Annotated in this window: 14 protein-coding genes and 2 tRNA genes; 10 read left to right on the forward strand and 6 right to left on the reverse strand. The window is 70.1% G+C overall.

Going from position 1 to position 14,267, the window contains the following annotated elements:
- Together B082_RS0109520 and B082_RS39150 are read right to left on the reverse strand one after the other, a co-directional pair.
- Positions 1 to 669, reverse strand: a 669-nt coding sequence (locus B082_RS0109520; RefSeq protein WP_026249598.1) for an IS481 family transposase, incomplete at its 3' end; no start/stop codon positions are given.
- Between the two features lie 148 nt (positions 670 to 817).
- Positions 818 to 988, reverse strand: a complete 171-nt coding sequence (locus B082_RS39150; protein ID WP_018551573.1) for a hypothetical protein — start codon at positions 986 to 988, stop codon at positions 818 to 820.
- 246 nt (positions 989 to 1,234) lie between these two features.
- Between B082_RS39150 and B082_RS0109530 the strand changes: the two genes are divergently transcribed.
- Positions 1,235 to 1,828 carry a biotin transporter BioY gene (locus B082_RS0109530; protein WP_026249599.1) on the forward strand — a complete coding sequence of 198 codons (594 nt, stop codon included), beginning with the start codon at positions 1,235 to 1,237 and terminating at the stop codon, positions 1,826 to 1,828.
- Here the strand turns inward: B082_RS0109530 and B082_RS0109535 are convergent.
- Positions 1,809 to 3,119, reverse strand: coding sequence for an FAD-binding oxidoreductase (locus B082_RS0109535; protein WP_018551575.1), 1,311 nt, complete (start codon positions 3,117 to 3,119; stop codon positions 1,809 to 1,811). The genes B082_RS0109530 and B082_RS0109535 overlap by 20 nt on opposite strands.
- 142 nt (positions 3,120 to 3,261) lie before the next feature.
- Between B082_RS0109535 and B082_RS0109540 the strand changes: the two genes are divergently transcribed.
- From B082_RS0109540 to B082_RS0109550, 3 genes are all read left to right on the forward strand, one after another.
- Positions 3,262 to 3,750 (forward strand): ribose-5-phosphate isomerase, encoded by a 489-nt coding sequence (locus tag B082_RS0109540; RefSeq protein WP_018551576.1) that lies wholly within the window; start codon positions 3,262 to 3,264, stop codon positions 3,748 to 3,750.
- A gap of 78 nt (positions 3,751 to 3,828) precedes the next feature.
- Positions 3,829 to 4,638 carry an Fpg/Nei family DNA glycosylase gene (locus tag B082_RS0109545; protein WP_018551577.1) on the forward strand — a complete coding sequence of 270 codons (810 nt, stop codon included), beginning with the start codon at positions 3,829 to 3,831 and terminating at the stop codon, positions 4,636 to 4,638.
- Between the two features lie 105 nt (positions 4,639 to 4,743).
- Positions 4,744 to 5,889, forward strand: coding sequence for a PP2C family protein-serine/threonine phosphatase (locus B082_RS0109550; protein ID WP_026249600.1), 1,146 nt, complete (start codon positions 4,744 to 4,746; stop codon positions 5,887 to 5,889).
- Between the two features lie 65 nt (positions 5,890 to 5,954).
- On the opposite strand, the gene B082_RS0109555 is transcribed toward B082_RS0109550, so the two are convergent.
- Both B082_RS0109555 and B082_RS0109560 read right to left on the reverse strand, forming a co-directional pair.
- On the reverse strand, positions 5,955 to 7,133 hold the full coding sequence (locus tag B082_RS0109555) for a cation:proton antiporter (RefSeq protein WP_018551579.1): 1,179 nt from the start codon (positions 7,131 to 7,133) through the stop codon (positions 5,955 to 5,957).
- Positions 7,134 to 7,378: 245 nt separating this feature from the next.
- On the reverse strand, positions 7,379 to 8,530 hold the full coding sequence (locus B082_RS0109560; protein WP_026249601.1) for an acyltransferase family protein: 1,152 nt from the start codon (positions 8,528 to 8,530) through the stop codon (positions 7,379 to 7,381).
- Positions 8,531 to 9,033: 503 nt separating this feature from the next.
- On the opposite strand from B082_RS0109560, the gene B082_RS0109565 reads away from it, so the two are divergent.
- Positions 9,034 to 9,228 (forward strand): hypothetical protein, encoded by a 195-nt coding sequence (locus B082_RS0109565; RefSeq protein ID WP_026249602.1) that lies wholly within the window; start codon positions 9,034 to 9,036, stop codon positions 9,226 to 9,228.
- Between the two features lie 77 nt (positions 9,229 to 9,305).
- Here the strand turns inward: B082_RS0109565 and B082_RS0109570 are convergent.
- Positions 9,306 to 9,379, reverse strand: a tRNA-Gly gene (locus tag B082_RS0109570).
- A 167-nt stretch (positions 9,380 to 9,546) separates the two neighbouring features.
- Here B082_RS0109570 and B082_RS0109575 point away from each other — a divergent pair.
- The 5 genes from B082_RS0109575 (at position 9,547) to clpX (ending at position 14,261) form a co-directional block, all read left to right on the forward strand.
- Positions 9,547 to 9,623, forward strand: a tRNA-Pro gene (locus tag B082_RS0109575).
- Between the two features lie 165 nt (positions 9,624 to 9,788).
- Positions 9,789 to 11,174: a trigger factor gene (gene tig, locus B082_RS0109580; protein ID WP_018551583.1), complete on the forward strand. Its 1,386-nt coding sequence runs from the start codon at positions 9,789 to 9,791 to the stop codon at positions 11,172 to 11,174.
- 264 nt (positions 11,175 to 11,438) lie between these two features.
- Positions 11,439 to 12,044 carry an ATP-dependent Clp protease proteolytic subunit gene (locus B082_RS0109585; protein WP_018551584.1) on the forward strand — a complete coding sequence of 202 codons (606 nt, stop codon included), beginning with the start codon at positions 11,439 to 11,441 and terminating at the stop codon, positions 12,042 to 12,044.
- A 78-nt stretch (positions 12,045 to 12,122) separates the two neighbouring features.
- Positions 12,123 to 12,806, forward strand: coding sequence for an ATP-dependent Clp protease proteolytic subunit (locus B082_RS0109590; protein ID WP_026249604.1), 684 nt, complete (start codon positions 12,123 to 12,125; stop codon positions 12,804 to 12,806).
- A 156-nt stretch (positions 12,807 to 12,962) separates the two neighbouring features.
- A complete protein-coding gene (gene clpX, locus B082_RS0109595; protein WP_018103185.1) occupies positions 12,963 to 14,261 on the forward strand; it encodes an ATP-dependent Clp protease ATP-binding subunit ClpX in 1,299 nt (432 codons plus the stop codon).
- Positions 14,262 to 14,267: the final 6 nt, after the last annotated feature.

Consider the following 14,267-nt stretch of genomic DNA (forward strand, 5'->3'; position numbering starts at 1 on the left):
GTTGTCGGTCAGGACCCGTTCGACGGTGATCCCGTGGGCCGCGTAGAACGTCTGGGCGCGGGTCCAGAACGCGGTGGCGGTCTCCTTCTTCTCGTCCGTGTGGATCTCGCTGTAGGCGAGGCGGGAGTGGTCGTCGACGGCGGTGTGGATGTAGCTGTAGCCGGCGTTCGAGCGGGTCTTGCGGCCTGCTTGCNGGCCGAGGGCCTTGTGGCCGCCGCCGTCGGGGATGTTGCCGAGTTTCTTGATGTCGACGTGGACGAGTTCGCCGGGCCGGTCGCGTTCGTAGCGGCGTATGACACGGCCGGTGGCCCGGTCCAGGTGGGTGAGGCGGGCCAGGCGGTAGCGGGTCAGGACGCGGTGGACGGTGGAGGGCACCAGCCCGAGCAGGTGCGCGATGCGGGCCGGTCCCCACCGGCGCAGGACGCGGACCTTGATGATCCGGCGTTCGGTGCGGGTCGGGGTCTGCCGGGGGCTGGTGTGCGGACGGGAGGAGTGGTCGGTCATGCCGGCCTCGCCGGACCGGCGGTAGCGGTCGGCCCATCGCTGGGCCGTGGTCGGCGAGACCTGGAAGCGTTCGGCGGCCCGCCGCAGGGGCCAGTTGTCCTCGACGACGCAGCGGGCCAGACGCAGGCGTCCGGTCTCGGTCAGGGGTGCATTACGGTGGGGCACGAGGGCCTTTCGGTCGGTGTCGACGTCGCAATCCACACCGAACCCGGAAGGCCCTCACACGTTCAAGATCCCTCAGCCGAGATATGGCTCACCCGTCCACAACCTCCTCGGACAGAACACCTAGGGCCTGTCGTCGCGTTCCCGTCGTTCACCCGGAGCGCGCCCCGCGTTCCAGCCGGGCGCGCAGGATCGGCTGGGAGCCGGTGACGAAGATCCAGACGGCCGGGATCACCGCGCCGGCCACGTCGAGCAGCCGGGGGAAGACGCCACCGGCCCCGTACCGCACCCTGCCGGGCGCCGGGCGGAGGGCCGCCGTCACGGGGCGGGCTTTTAGAGGGAGTTCACAGTCCCGCCCCCGAGCCCCCTCCCGTGCGGCACCGGGAGAACGCGCCCCCACCTCCGTGACAAGCATCACGCCTCGCGATGATTGCGTGGCCCACGTTGTGCGAATCCCACCAACGCCCCAACCGTCGCTTTGTGGGCCGCTGATGGTGATCGAGCGCGACTCCGTCGGCTAACGTCAGGCTCAGTCCGTCCCTGTCTGCCCTCACCCCGCGGAGTCCCGATGAGCACTGCTGCCGCCCCCGTCCGTACCGGAGTGGTCCTCGCCGACCTGCTCCCCGCCGTCCGGCACCGCTACGCCGTGGACACCGCCCTCGTGCTCGGCGGCGCCGCGCTCACCGGCATAGCCGCCCAGATCGCCGTGCCGGTCCCGGGCTCCCCGGTCCCGGTCACCGGCCAGACCTTCGCCGCGCTCCTCGTCGGCACCGCGCTCGGCGCCCGCCGCGGCTTCCTCTCCCTCGCCGTGTACGCGCTCGTCGGCATGGCGGGCGTGCCGTGGTTCGCGGGCGGCAGCTCCGGCGCGGGCGGCGCCTCCTTCGGCTACGTGCTCGGCATGCTGCTCGCCGCCACCGTGGTCGGCGGCCTCGCCCGCCGCGGCGGCGACCGCTCGGTGCTGCGCACGGCCGGCACGATGGTGCTCGGCTCCGCGATCATCTACGCGGTCGGCGTGCCGTACCTGGCGCTGTCCACCGGCATGTCGGCGAGCGCCGCTATCGCCGCGGGCCTGACGCCGTTCCTGCTCGGTGACGCGCTGAAGGCGGCGCTCGCCATGGGCGCGCTGCCCACCTCCTGGAAGCTCATCGGCCGCCGGGGCTGACCGGGCCGCCGCTTTTGTAAGGACCTCCGAAGAGGCTCGCCGGGTCGTACCGCGACACCAGACCGGCGAGCCTCTCGGCTGTCCGGGGGCCGTGGAAGCCGTCCGTGCGGTCGCCGCCGCCGAACGAGAAGTTCAGCGAACGGCCGATGACCAGCGGCCCCAGGACCGCCGCCACCTCCTCGTACAGGGCGCGCGCCGAGGCCACATCCGTACCGTCCAGCGGGGTGAGCAGCCGCAGCAGGTAGCCGGCCTCGCGGTGGGGCACCGCGCTGCGCGGTTCCGGGGCGGTGGCCAGGGCGCCGCCGAGGTGGTTGAGCTGCACCACGTTCATCATCGGCGCCGCGCGCCCGGTCAGTTCCAGCACCCGGGCCGCCCGGCCGGCGTCCAGCCCGCTCAGCATCAGCCCGTCCCCGTAGTAGGCGTGCGGGAACGGCGGATCGCTGTGGATGGTGGGGCTCTCGGTGTACGGCATCTCCCGCAGCGAGTCCGCCAGCACCGGCCCGATCGCCCGCAGCGGGGCGATCAGCCGCTCACCCTCCCGCGCCGGGCCGGTGAACGCGACCCGCACCGACACCACGTACCGGCCGCGCAGCTCCTCGGGCACCTGCGGAATCCCGGGGTGGGCGAGCGCGGCGACCGAGGAGGTCACCGCGGCGGGCAGGGTCCGCGTCCACTCCAGATAGCGGCGCAGCACCTCGGGCCCGGTCTCCCCGTCCCCGTCGAAGGCGAGCGAACCGCCGTACAGCCGGGCCACCGGGACGAGCCCGGTCTCCATGCCCGTCACCACGCCCAGCCGGTGCCCGCCGCCGCGCAGCCCCCAGAACAGCTCCGGCTCCGCCTCGGCGGTCACCCGGCGCGCGACCCCGTCGCCCGTCACCACGTCGAACGCGCGCGCCCGGTCGGCGGCGTACCCGAACTCCCGGCCCAGCACGCCCAGGCCGCCCCCGAGCGTGTACGAGACGGCGCCGACGCCGGGCGCCGAGCCGTTGAGCGGGGCCAGACCGTGCGGTGCGGCGGCCTCGACGACCCGGCCCCAGGTGACGCCCGCGCCGATCCACGCGGTGCGCCGCTCCGGGTCGATACGGACCTCGTCCAGGCGGCGGGTGCTGATCAGGACCCCGCCATCGACGGGACCCGGCAGTCCGTGCCCGGTGGCGTGCAGGGCGACCCGGTGGCCCTCCCGGGCGGCCGCGGCCACGGCCGCCCGCACCTCCTCGGCGTCGGCGGGCTCGACCACGAGGTCCGGGCGGACGGGGAAACCGGTCTGGAAACCTGCGGGTACGGCGGTCATGGCGGTGCTCTCCAGTCGTTGGCTCGATCACGTGCGAGCCGGAGCCTTCCCCTCATACCTGACAACTGCCGTCAGGTATGGAACGCCCGTCCGCGCACACCCTTCGTCGGTCACCCGGGGCCGCTCGTGCCACACTCCTCCCATGCGCGTGTACCTCGGATCCGACCATGCCGGTTACGAACTCAAGAACCACCTCGTCGAGTGGCTCAAGGCACAGGGCCACGAAGCCGTCGACTGCGGTCCCCACATCTACGACGCCCAGGACGACTACCCGCCGTTCTGCCTGCGGGCCGCCGAGCAGACGGCCGCCGACCCGGACAGCCTGGGCATCGTGATCGGCGGCTCCGGCAACGGCGAGCAGATCGCCGCCAACAAGGTCAAGGGCGTCCGCGCCGCACTCGCCTGGAGCGAGCAGACCGCCGCCCTGGGCCGTGAGCACAACGACGCCAACGTGATCTCCATCGGCGGCCGGATGCACACCGTCGAGGAGTCCACCAAGTTCGTGGAGATCTTCCTCGCCACCCCGTACTCCGGCGAGGAGCGGCACACCCGCCGCATCGACATGCTCACCGCCTACGAGAACACCGGCGAGCTCCCCCCGGTCCCGGCCCACCACCCGCAGCAGGGCTGACCCCCGACCCCCTGTGCCGCCGGTCCTCCCGGCGGCACAGCCATGTCCGCCCCCGCCCCACCCAGGAGACCCGCCACCGTGCCCGAGGGACACACGATCCACCGCCTCGCCGCGGACCACCGCGAGCGCTTCGCCGGCCGCCCGGCCCGGGTGAGCAGCCCGCAGGGGAAGTTCTCGGACAGCACCGCCCTGCTCGACGGCCGGGTCCTGGAAGCGGCCGACGCCCACGGCAAACACCTCTTCCTCGGCTTCCACGACATCGGCTGGGTCCACATCCACCTCGGCCTGTTCGGCAAGCTCGGCTTCGGTACGGTGCCGGCCCCGCCGCCCACCGACACCGTCCGGCTGCGCCTGCTGAACGACGCCCACCACGCGGACCTGCGCGGCCCCACCACCTGCGCCCTGATCACCGACGCCGAGAAGCGCGCGATACACGACCGGCTGGGGCCCGACCCGCTGCGCGGCGACGAGGACGGCGAGCGTGCCTGGCGGCGGATCTCCCGTAGCCGGATCACCGTCGCCGCCCTCCTGATGGACCAGAAGGTCATCGCGGGCGTCGGCAACGTCTACCGCGCCGAGGTGCTGTTCCGGCACGGCATCGACCCGTACCGGGCGGGCAAGGACCTCACCCGCCGCGAGTGGGACGCGGTCTGGGCGGACCTGGGCGCGCTGATGCGCGAGGGCGTACGGAACAACCGGATCGACACCGTCCGCCCCGAGCACCTGCCCGGGGCGATGGGCCGCCCGCCGCGCGTGGACGACCACGGCGGTGAGGTCTACGTCTACCGGCGCGCCCGCCAGGCCTGCCACATCTGCGGCAGTGAGATCCGCACGGCGGACCTGGCCGCCCGCAACCTCTTCTGGTGTCCCGGCTGCCAGTCCGCGTGAACGCACCCGGCTACCCGCCAGTACGACACCGGTCGGGCCGATTTCGAACACATTGTCATGGGGTCCCCCTGCACCGGAGGCCGCCGGGTGGATAAGGTCCCCGCAATGGCCCGACGCGCAGGAGCAGACACGTACCCGGCCCGATTGCGGAAATCGGCGCACCGGGTCCGCAGCACGCTGCGCAGGTCCGGGGTCGACTACTTCCGCGGCGACGGCTCCGACTGGATCGCCCTGGCCGGTCTGCTGCTCGTCATCCCGGTCATCACCTGCGTCACCCTGGCCGACCCGGTCTGGTGCGCGCCCACCATGCTCGTCCTGCCGATCGTCGCGGGCGGCCTGCTGCTGCGCCCCGCCAGTCTGCTCGGCCTGTACGCGACGGCGGCCGCCGCCCTCATCGTGGAGTCGATCTGGCTCGGCCCCTACGAGAACGGCCCGGCCAGGGTCACCCCCGGCACCGTCCTGACGGTCGCGGCCTGCGGGCTCCTCGGGCTGATCCTCGCTCAGTTCCGCGCCCGCGTCGGCGTGCCCTGGCGGCGCGGCGGCACCATGCTCTTCGACCTGCGCGAACGCATCCGCGTACAGAGCGCGCTGCCCCGCCTCCCGCAGGGCTGGCACCGCGAGATGGCGCTCCGCCCGGCCGGCGGGCAGTCCTTCTCCGGCGACTTCGTCGTCGCGGCCCGCACCCACGGCGGCCGGACCCTGGAGGCCGTCCTGACCGACGTCTCCGGCAAGGGCATGGACGCGGGCTCCCGCGCCCTGCTGCTGTCCGGCGCCTTCGGCGGGCTCCTCGGCTCACTGCCGCCGCACGGCTTCCTGCCCGCCGCCAACGGCTATCTGCTGCGCCAGGACTGGGACGAGGGCTTCGCCACCTCGATCCATCTGGTCCTCGACCTCGAAACGGGCGACTACGAACTCCTTTCGGCGGGCCATCCGCCCGCCCTCCAGCTCCACGCCGGCAGTGGCCAGTGGGAGGAGATGGCGGCGGAGGGCCCGCTGCTCGGGGTGTACGACGGGGCCGAGTTCGACCCGGTGAAGGGGCATCTGGCCCCGGGCGACGTGCTGATGCTGTTCACCGACGGACTGGTGGAGGCATCGGACCGGGACATCGCGGAGGGCATCGACCGGCTGACCGGCGAGGCCGACCGCTATGTCGCCACCGGCTTCGAGGGCGCCGCCTGGCACCTGATCGAGGCCTGCGCCAAGGACGTCAACGACGACCGGGCCCTGCTGCTCCTGTCACGCAAGTCCTGAACCATACGCAAACGCCGTGAACCGGGCACGCGTCAACGGGAGTCGGACGCTCACCTGATCGAGATTCACGGGACCGGGGTCCGCGGCAGCGGCGCGACGGCGGGTTCCGGCCTGCCCGGCAGGAGGCGGGCCAGCCAGTGCGAGCGCCCGGCCGCCAGCGGAGCCAGGACCGCCAGGACGAGCACATAGCCCGCGATGAACGGGGAGAGCCGTTCGTTCAGGCCGGCACCGGCCGCCATCGTGGCGAGGATCAGGGCGAATTCGCCGCGCGCCACCAGGGTGGTGGCGATGTTCGCGGCGGCCTGCGGGCCGAACGAGTACACCTTGGCGGTGGCGATTCCGGAGAGGATGTTCATCGCGAGGGTCACCGCGACGGCGGCCAGCACCGGCCACAGCACGGTCGGCAGGTCGCCGGGGTCGATGGAGAGCCCGAAGGCGAAGAAGAAGATCGCGCCGAACGCGTCCCGCAGGGGGTGGACCAGCTTGCGGATGCGCTCGCCCGACGACGTGTTGCCGAGCATCAGTCCCACCATGAAGGCACCGATCGCGTCCGCGACACCGAACCACTCCGACACCCCGGCCACCAGGACGGCGGCCCCGAGGAAGGAGATCACGAGGAGTTCGTCGTCCCGGGTGCTGATCAGCTTGCCGATGACCCGGATGCCGTACCGGGCGGCCAGGGCGAGCACGAGCAGGAAGCCGAACGCCTTGCCGCCGTCGGTCACCGCCGCGCCGAGGCTGTCCGCGCCGGAGAGGACGGGCTGGAGGGCGGCCAGGTAAAGGGCGAGGAAGATGTCGTCGACCACGATGATGCCGAGGATCGGCCGGGTCTCCGGATCACCGAGCCGGCCCAGGTCGACCAGCACTTTGGTGACGATGGCCGACGAGGAGATGCCGAGCACGCCGGCGAGCACCAGCGCCTCGGAGGTTCCCCAGCCCAGCGCGAAGCCGAAGCCCAGCCCGGCGCCGACGTTCAGGACGAGGTAGGCGCCGCCGGCGACGACCATCTTGCGGCCGCCCGTCTTGAGGTCGTCCAGGTGGAACTCCAGGCCCAGGTAGAAGAGGAGCAGCACCAGGCCGAGTGCGGAGAGCATCTCCAGCTCGTGCGGATCGGCGACGAGGACGATGCCGGGGGTGTGTGGGCCGAGGAGGATCCCGGCCAGGATGAACAGGGGGATCGTCGGCAGCCCGATGCGGCGGCCGACGCGGGCGAGGACGGCGGCGGCGAGGAAGGCGCCGCCCATGGCGATGAGCGTGTCTGCGTGTCCGATGAGCCTGGCCTTTCAAATAGTCAAGAGAGTGTCAAGAAATGGTCAGAAGTTAGTTTACCGAATGATTGAAGTTGCAACTGAGGGGGTGGCCGGACGGCCTACATCCCCTCGCCTCGGGAACCCCCGCCGAACAGCGGAATTGAGCCAACACCCGCGGACACGACGAAGCCCGGCCGCAGTGGGCCGGGCTTCGTCGGTGGGGGAGCGGAGGCGGGGTCTCAGAGCTTGGCGGACTCCTTGCGGAACGCCCAGTTCATGTCCGGCTCGGTCACGCAGCGCAGGACCCGGCGCACCGGCGGCGTGCACAGCAGCGTCACACCGGCGGATGCGACCACGGTCACGATCACCAGGCCGGTCGGCGAGACGAGCCCGGGGTGGTCGTCGAAGACGCCCGCGTAACCGACGCCCTTCACGAAGAAGCCGTGCAGCAGGTAGCCGCAGATCGTGCCGGCGCCGAGCACCGTGAACCACATGTGCCGGCGCGGCACCAGGGCCAGGAACGCGGCGGTCAGCAGTGTCGCGCAGCCGAACATCGCGAGCGTCATCACGGCGCCGGACCACCACGGCGCGCCCATGTCCTGGGCGCTGGAGTCCCGCAGGAACCAGCCCAGTTGCATCCGGGGCGCCGCCCAGTACGCGAAGACGAGGGCCACGGCGAACAGCGGCAGGGCGGCCAGCCGCGCCTCGCGGCGGCGCACCAGCTCGAAGTGCTCCGGCTTCAGCTGGAGCCCGAGCACGAAGAAGGGCAGGAACTGCAGGACGCGCGGCAGGTCGAGGTCGTCGCCGATGCTGGGGGCGAGCGAGGCGAGGACGGCGATCACGAGGGAGACGGCCAGCGGGTGGCGGAGGCTGCGCCACACCGGGGTGGTGAGCCGCCAGATGAACAGGGCGGCCAGGAACCAGGTCAGGTACCAGGGCTCCAGCAGGCTGATCGGGGCGTCCGGCTGGTCGTTCGCGTACCGCCGGAACAGCGAGTACGCCGTCTCGAACACCACGTAGGGCACGGCGACACCGGTGATCAGCCGCTTCACCTTGGCGGGGCTCAGGTCGAACGACCGTGAGAAGTATCCCGAGATGAGGATGAACGCCGGCATGTGGAAGGTGTACGTGACCATGTACAGCGCGCGGGCGGCCCGGCTCCCCTCCATGACGGGGACCCATGAGTGCGCCACCGCGACCAGCACGATGGCGAGGTACTTCGCGTTGTCGAAGTAGGCGTCACGCTTCTTGGCGGGCGCGCTCCGCGCAGGCTCGTTCGCTACCGGAGCGGGTGCTTCCCCGGTCGCCGTCGGCGCAGGGTGTCTGGGCTCCGACTCCCCGGTCGCCGGGGAAAGCTTGGCCCTCTGCAATGCGTTCGGAGCGTGGAACATCTCAAGCACCCTAGACGTCTCGATTGCCATTCGTGAAACCGCCATCGAATAGCGCGTGTTCCCTGCATATCAAATGGCAAACCAATGCAACTTGCCCGTTCTGCCTGGTTTTATCCGCATCAAAAGGTGCATACCGTCAGCAGGTTGACCGAAGTGAATTGCGTCGCGTTCGGCGGTGAATTTCCCTGTGAATAAACTGTGTGGATGCGGAAACGATCACCGTTGCATATCGCTGCGAGGTGCGGATTCACAGGAACGGCCGATAGTGCGGCGGGGGTGCGGAACGGCCGGGTCGGGTACGCGTGCACGGTGCTGGCGCACGAGTTCGAACCATCCGGCGCACAAGGGGCGCAGAAGGGCGCAGGATGGCGTGATATCGACAGGTCGATTCGTCACCCGGCAGCGACCCGGGGGGAGTTGGTGGCACGATGGGCGCGACGGAGGGGTGCACGGCCGCACAGCTCCGGGCCGGCAAGGCGGACCGACCGAAGGTGTGATCAGTCGTGGCCATTTCACTGTCTGTGGTGCTTCTTCTGGCCATCATCCTGGTGGTCATGATCCGAGGCGGCTCCATCAAGGCCGGGCCCGCGGTCGTCGCGGTGCTCTTCGGCTTCTTCCTGGCATCGACCGGCATGGCGCCGTCGATCAACAGGTTCATGAACTCGATAGCCGAGACGATCAACCAGATCAGCTTCTGAGCCGGCCCCGGGCCGCTGCCCGGCCCGGGGGGAACGACGAGGGGCCCGGTCCATCGGACCGGGCCCCTCGTCGTGCGTGGAGCGGGCGACGGGAATCGAACCCGCGTAGCTAGTTTGGAAGACTAGGGCTCTACCATTGAGCTACGCCCGCAAGCGGCGCGCCGCAGGTCACGGGGACCGCGGCACGAGAAGCATCGTAGCGGGTCGCGGACCCTGCCCGCACACCCCTTGCCGCGCCGGGTGGTGTCGCGCCGGGTGGGCCCGCGCAAAAGCGGCCGGGCCCGAGCCTGACGGCATGTACCCTACGTGTCGCACCGACGGGGTGTGGCGCAGCTTGGTAGCGCGTCCGCTTTGGGAGCGGAAGGTCGTCGGTTCGAATCCGGCCACCCCGACCACCGGCAAGATCGCGTTGTGATGATCGCGTTGTGGGAGTCCTCCCCCTTGCCGTTACTATGCAAAATGCGTGCCCGTGTGTCTGATGTACCGGGCTCGGTCCGCGAAGCCGCCTCCTGTGCGGCCGAGCAGAACCCCAAGAAGTCAGCCACCAAGGAGACCGAACCGTGAAGAGCGCCGTGGAGACCCTGAACCCGACCCGGGTTCGGCTCAGCATCGAGGTGCCCTTCGAGGAGCTCAAGGACAGCCTCGACGCGGCGTACAAGAAGATCAACCAGCAGGTCACGGTGAAGGGGTTCCGCAAGGGCAAGATCCCCAGCCGGGTCATCGACCAGCGGTTCGGCCGTGGTGCTGTGCTGGAGGAGGCCGTCAACGACGCCCTCCCGAAGTTCTACACCGAGGCCGTCAACGAGGGTGAGCTGAACGTCCTCGGCCAGCCCGAGGTCGACATCACGGAGCTGAAGGACGGCGAGCTGCTGGCCTTCACCGCCGAGGTGGACGTGCGCCCCGAGATCGAGATCCCGGACTACTCCGGCATCGAGGTCACCGTCGACGCCCTTGAGGTCAGCGACGAGGACGTCGAGAAGGCCGTCGAGCAGCTCCGTGAGCGCTTCGCCTCGACCAACCCGGTCGAGCGCGCCGCCGCCGCCGGTGACGTCGTGACGATCGACCTGCAGGCCGAGGTCGAGGGCGAGGTCCTGGAGGACGGCGTGGCCGAGGGCGTCTCGTACACCATCGGCTCCGGTGAGCTCCTCGAAGGCATCGACGACGCCGTGACCGGCCTGGAGGCCGGTGGCGAGGCCACTTTCACCTCCGAGCTGAAGGGCGGCTCCGCCGAGGGCAAGGAGGCCGAGGTCACCGTCAAGGTCACCGCCGTCGCCGCCCGCGAGCTGCCCGAGCTGGACGACGAGTTCGCCCAGATGGCCAGCGAGTTCGACACGCTGGAGGAGCTGAAGGCGGACAGCCGTAAGCGCCTGGAGAGCACCAAGCAGTACGACCAGGCCACCCAGGCCCAGGAGCGCGTCCTGGAGGAGCTGCTCAAGCTCGCCGAGGTCCCGATCCCGGAGAAGCTGCTCGCGGACGAGGTCCAGACCCGCAAGCACAACCTGGAGCACCACCAGCTCGGCCAGATGGGTCTCACCCTGGAGAAGTACCTGGAGATCCAGGGCAAGACCCTTGAGGAGTTCGAGGCCGAGACCTCCGAGCAGGCCGTCAAGGGCATCAAGACCCAGTTCATCCTGGACGAGCTCGTCAACAAGGAGAAGCTGAACGTCAACCAGGAGGAGCTCACCGAGCACCTCATGCGGCGTGCGGCCTCCTCCGGCATGAGCCCGGACCAGTTCGCCCAGGCCGTCGTCGAGGGTGGCCAGGTGCCGATGCTCGTAGGCGAGGTCGCCCGCGGCAAGGCGCTGGCCGTCGTGGTCGAGGCCGCCAAGGTGGTCGACACCAACGGTGAGGTCGTCGAGCTGGAGGACGACGAGGAGGCCGCCGAGGAGACCGTGGAGGCCACCGAGGCCGCCGCCGGCGACGCCGAGGAGAAGACCGAGGCCTGAGCCTCGCGCTGACCCCGCACGACGGGCTCCGGACGCCACGCGTCCGGAGCCCGTCGTCGTACCGCGGCCGATTCGCCACAACCCGTGTGCCAACTGCGGACCTTGCGCTCCCAGCGAACAGTTGCGGAAGCGGGATGGCGTTGTCCCACCTGCGCGTTAGGGTCCATGAAGAGGAAGGGTCGGGGAGTCCCGGCCCACCCGGTACGAAGACGCTGAGACGGCCGGAGCCGTCAGAGACGAGCAGGTGGATACGTGACGAATCTGATGCCCTACGCCGCCGGAGAGCCGTCCCTCGGTGGAGGCCTCGGTGACCAGGTCTACAGCCGGCTGCTCGGCGAGCGCATCATCTTCCTCGGACAGCAGGTCGACGATGACATCGCCAACAAGATCACCGCACAGCTGCTCCTCCTTGCCGCCGAGCCGGACAAGGACATCTACCTCTACATCAACAGCCCCGGCGGTTCGGTGACGGCCGGCATGGCGGTCTACGACACCATGCAGTACATCCCGAACGACGTGGTCACCATCGGCATGGGCATGGCCGCCTCGATGGGTCAGTTCCTGCTCACCGGCGGCACCGCCGGCAAGCGCTTCGCGCTCCCGAACACCGACATCCTCATGCACCAGGGCTCGGCCGGCATCGGCGGTACGGCGTCGGACATCAAGATCCAGGCCCAGTACCTGCTGCGCACCAAGCAGCGGATGGCGGAGATCACCGCCCGCCACTCCGGCCAGACCGTGGAGACGATCATCCGCGACGGCGACCGCGACCGCTGGTACACCGCGGAGGAGGCCAAGGACTACGGCCTCATCGACGAGATCATCACGATCGCATCGGGCGTTCCGGGCGGCGGCGGCACCGGCGCCTGATCCGGTCCCCGGACAGCGCCCGCGCCGCACCGCGCATCTCTCGTACGCCGAGACACCCAGCCACAGAACGCCACCAGGATGGTGAACACCCACATGAACAACTTCCCCGGCGCCTCCGCGAGCGGTCTCCACACCGGCCCGCAGGTGGACAACCGCTACATCGTCCCGCGCTTCGTGGAGCGCACCTCGCAGGGCGTGCGCGAGTACGACCCGTACGCGAAGCTCTTCGAGGAGCGCGTGATCTTCCTCGGCGTGCAGATCGACGACGCGTCCGCCAACGACGTCATGGCGCAGCTGCTGTGCCTGGAGTCGATGGACCCGGACCGGGACATCTCCATCTACATCAACAGCCCCGGCGGCTCGTTCACCGCGCTCACCGCGATCTACGACACGATGCAGTTCGTGAAGCCGGACATCCAGACGGTCTGCATGGGCCAGGCGGCCTCCGCCGCCGCCGTCCTGCTCGCCGCCGGTACGCCCGGCAAGCGCCTGGCGCTGCCGAACGCGCGTATCCTCATCCACCAGCCGTCCTCGCAGACCGGCCGTGAGCAGCTCTCCGACCTGGAGATCGCGGCCAACGAGATCCTGCGGATGCGGACCCAGCTGGAGGAGCTGCTGGCCAAGCACTCCACCACACCGATCGAGAAGATCCGCGACGACATCGAGCGCGACAAGATCCTGACCGCCGAGGACGCCCTCGCCTACGGTCTGGTCGACCAGATCGTGGCGACCCGCAAGAGCGCGGCCGGAGCGGCCGCCTGACGTGGGCCCCGACCCCTTGGCGCGGACGGACACCCGGTCCCGGCCGCGTGAACCGTGCCAAGGGGGGCCCGTATGGGGGGCCAGGCAAGGTACCGTCGGATAGAGGCACCAGGAGCCGCTGAACCAGGCGTCTCCCAGGCGAAGGGGAAGCACCTCGTGGCACGCATCGGTGATGGCGGCGACCTGCTCAAGTGCTCGTTCTGCGGAAAGAGCCAGAAGCAGGTGAAGAAGCTCATCGCGGGTCCCGGTGTGTACATCTGCGACGAGTGCATCGATCTCTGCAACGAGATCATCGAGGAGGAGCTCGCCGAGACGAGCGAGGTCCGCTGGGAAGAGCTTCCCAAGCCGCGCGAGATCTACGAGTTCCTCGAGGGGTACGTCGTCGGGCAGGAGCCCGCGAAGAAGGCCCTCTCGGTCGCTGTGTACAACCACTACAAGCGGGTCCAGGCCGGGGAGAACGGCGGCGGGGCCGGCCGCGACGACGCGATCGAGCTCGCCAAGTCGAACATCCTGCTGCTGGGCCCCACGGGCTCCGGCAAGACGCTGCTGGCGCAGACGCTGGCCCGCATGCTCAACGTCCCGTTCGCCATCGCGGACGCGACGGCGCTGACGGAGGCCGGCTATGTCGGCGAGGACGTCGAGAACATCCTGCTGAAGCTGATCCAGGCCGCGGACTACGACGTCAAGAAGGCCGAGACCGGGATCATCTACATCGACGAGATCGACAAGGTCGCCCGCAAGAGCGAGAACCCGTCGATCACCCGTGACGTCTCGGGCGAGGGCGTCCAGCAGGCCCTGCTGAAGATCCTGGAGGGCACCACCGCCTCCGTACCGCCGCAGGGCGGCCGCAAGCACCCGCACCAGGAGTTCATCCAGATCGACACGACGAACGTCCTGTTCATCGTGGGCGGCGCCTTCTCCGGTCTGGAGAAGATCATCGAGTCCCGGGCCGGCGCCAAGGGCATCGGCTTCGGCGCCACGATCCGCTCCAAGCGGGAGATCCAGGCGAGCGACCAGTTCCAGGAGGTCATGCCGGAGGACCTGGTGAAGTTCGGGATGATTCCCGAGTTCATCGGCCGCCTCCCCGTCCTGACCTCGGTCCACAACCTGGACCGCGAGGCCCTGCTCCAGATCCTCATCGAGCCGCGCAACGCCCTGGTCAAGCAGTACCAGCGCCTGTTCGAACTCGACGGCGTGGAGCTGGACTTCGAGCGCGAGGCGCTGGAGGCCATCGCCGACCAGGCGATCCTGCGCCAGACCGGCGCGCGCGGCCTGCGCGCGATCATGGAGGAGGTCCTCCAGTCGGTGATGTACGAGGTGCCGTCCCGCAAGGACGTCGCCCGTGTCGTCATCACCGCCGACGTGGTTCGCAACAACGTCAACCCGACCCTGGTCCCGCGCGAGCCGCGCACGATCGGCAAGGGCGACGAGGGCCGGCACGAGAAGTCCGCGTAGCACCGC

Source organism: Streptomyces sp. ATexAB-D23, assembly GCF_000373645.1.
Taxonomy (GTDB): Bacteria; Actinomycetota; Actinomycetes; order Streptomycetales; family Streptomycetaceae; genus Streptomyces; species Streptomyces castrisilvae.

Bases quoted from the DNA above. Each gene is read 5' to 3' on its own strand.
- B082_RS0109530 (WP_026249599.1), top strand. From the start codon at position 1,235: ATGAGCACTGCTGCCGCCCCCGTCCGTACCGGAGTGGTCCTCGCCGAC.
- B082_RS0109535 (WP_018551575.1), bottom strand. From the start codon at position 3,119: ATGACCGCCGTACCCGCAGGTTTCCAGACCGGTTTCCCCGTCCGCCCG.
- B082_RS0109540 (WP_018551576.1), top strand. From the start codon at position 3,262: ATGCGCGTGTACCTCGGATCCGACCATGCCGGTTACGAACTCAAGAAC.
- B082_RS0109550 (WP_026249600.1), top strand. From the start codon at position 4,744: ATGGCCCGACGCGCAGGAGCAGACACGTACCCGGCCCGATTGCGGAAA.
- B082_RS0109555 (WP_018551579.1), bottom strand. From the start codon at position 7,133: ATGGGCGGCGCCTTCCTCGCCGCCGCCGTCCTCGCCCGCGTCGGCCGC.
- B082_RS0109560 (WP_026249601.1), bottom strand. From the start codon at position 8,530: ATGTTCCACGCTCCGAACGCATTGCAGAGGGCCAAGCTTTCCCCGGCG.
- B082_RS0109585 (WP_018551584.1), top strand. From the start codon at position 11,439: ATGCCCTACGCCGCCGGAGAGCCGTCCCTCGGTGGAGGCCTCGGTGAC.
- B082_RS0109590 (WP_026249604.1), top strand. From the start codon at position 12,123: ATGGTGAACACCCACATGAACAACTTCCCCGGCGCCTCCGCGAGCGGT.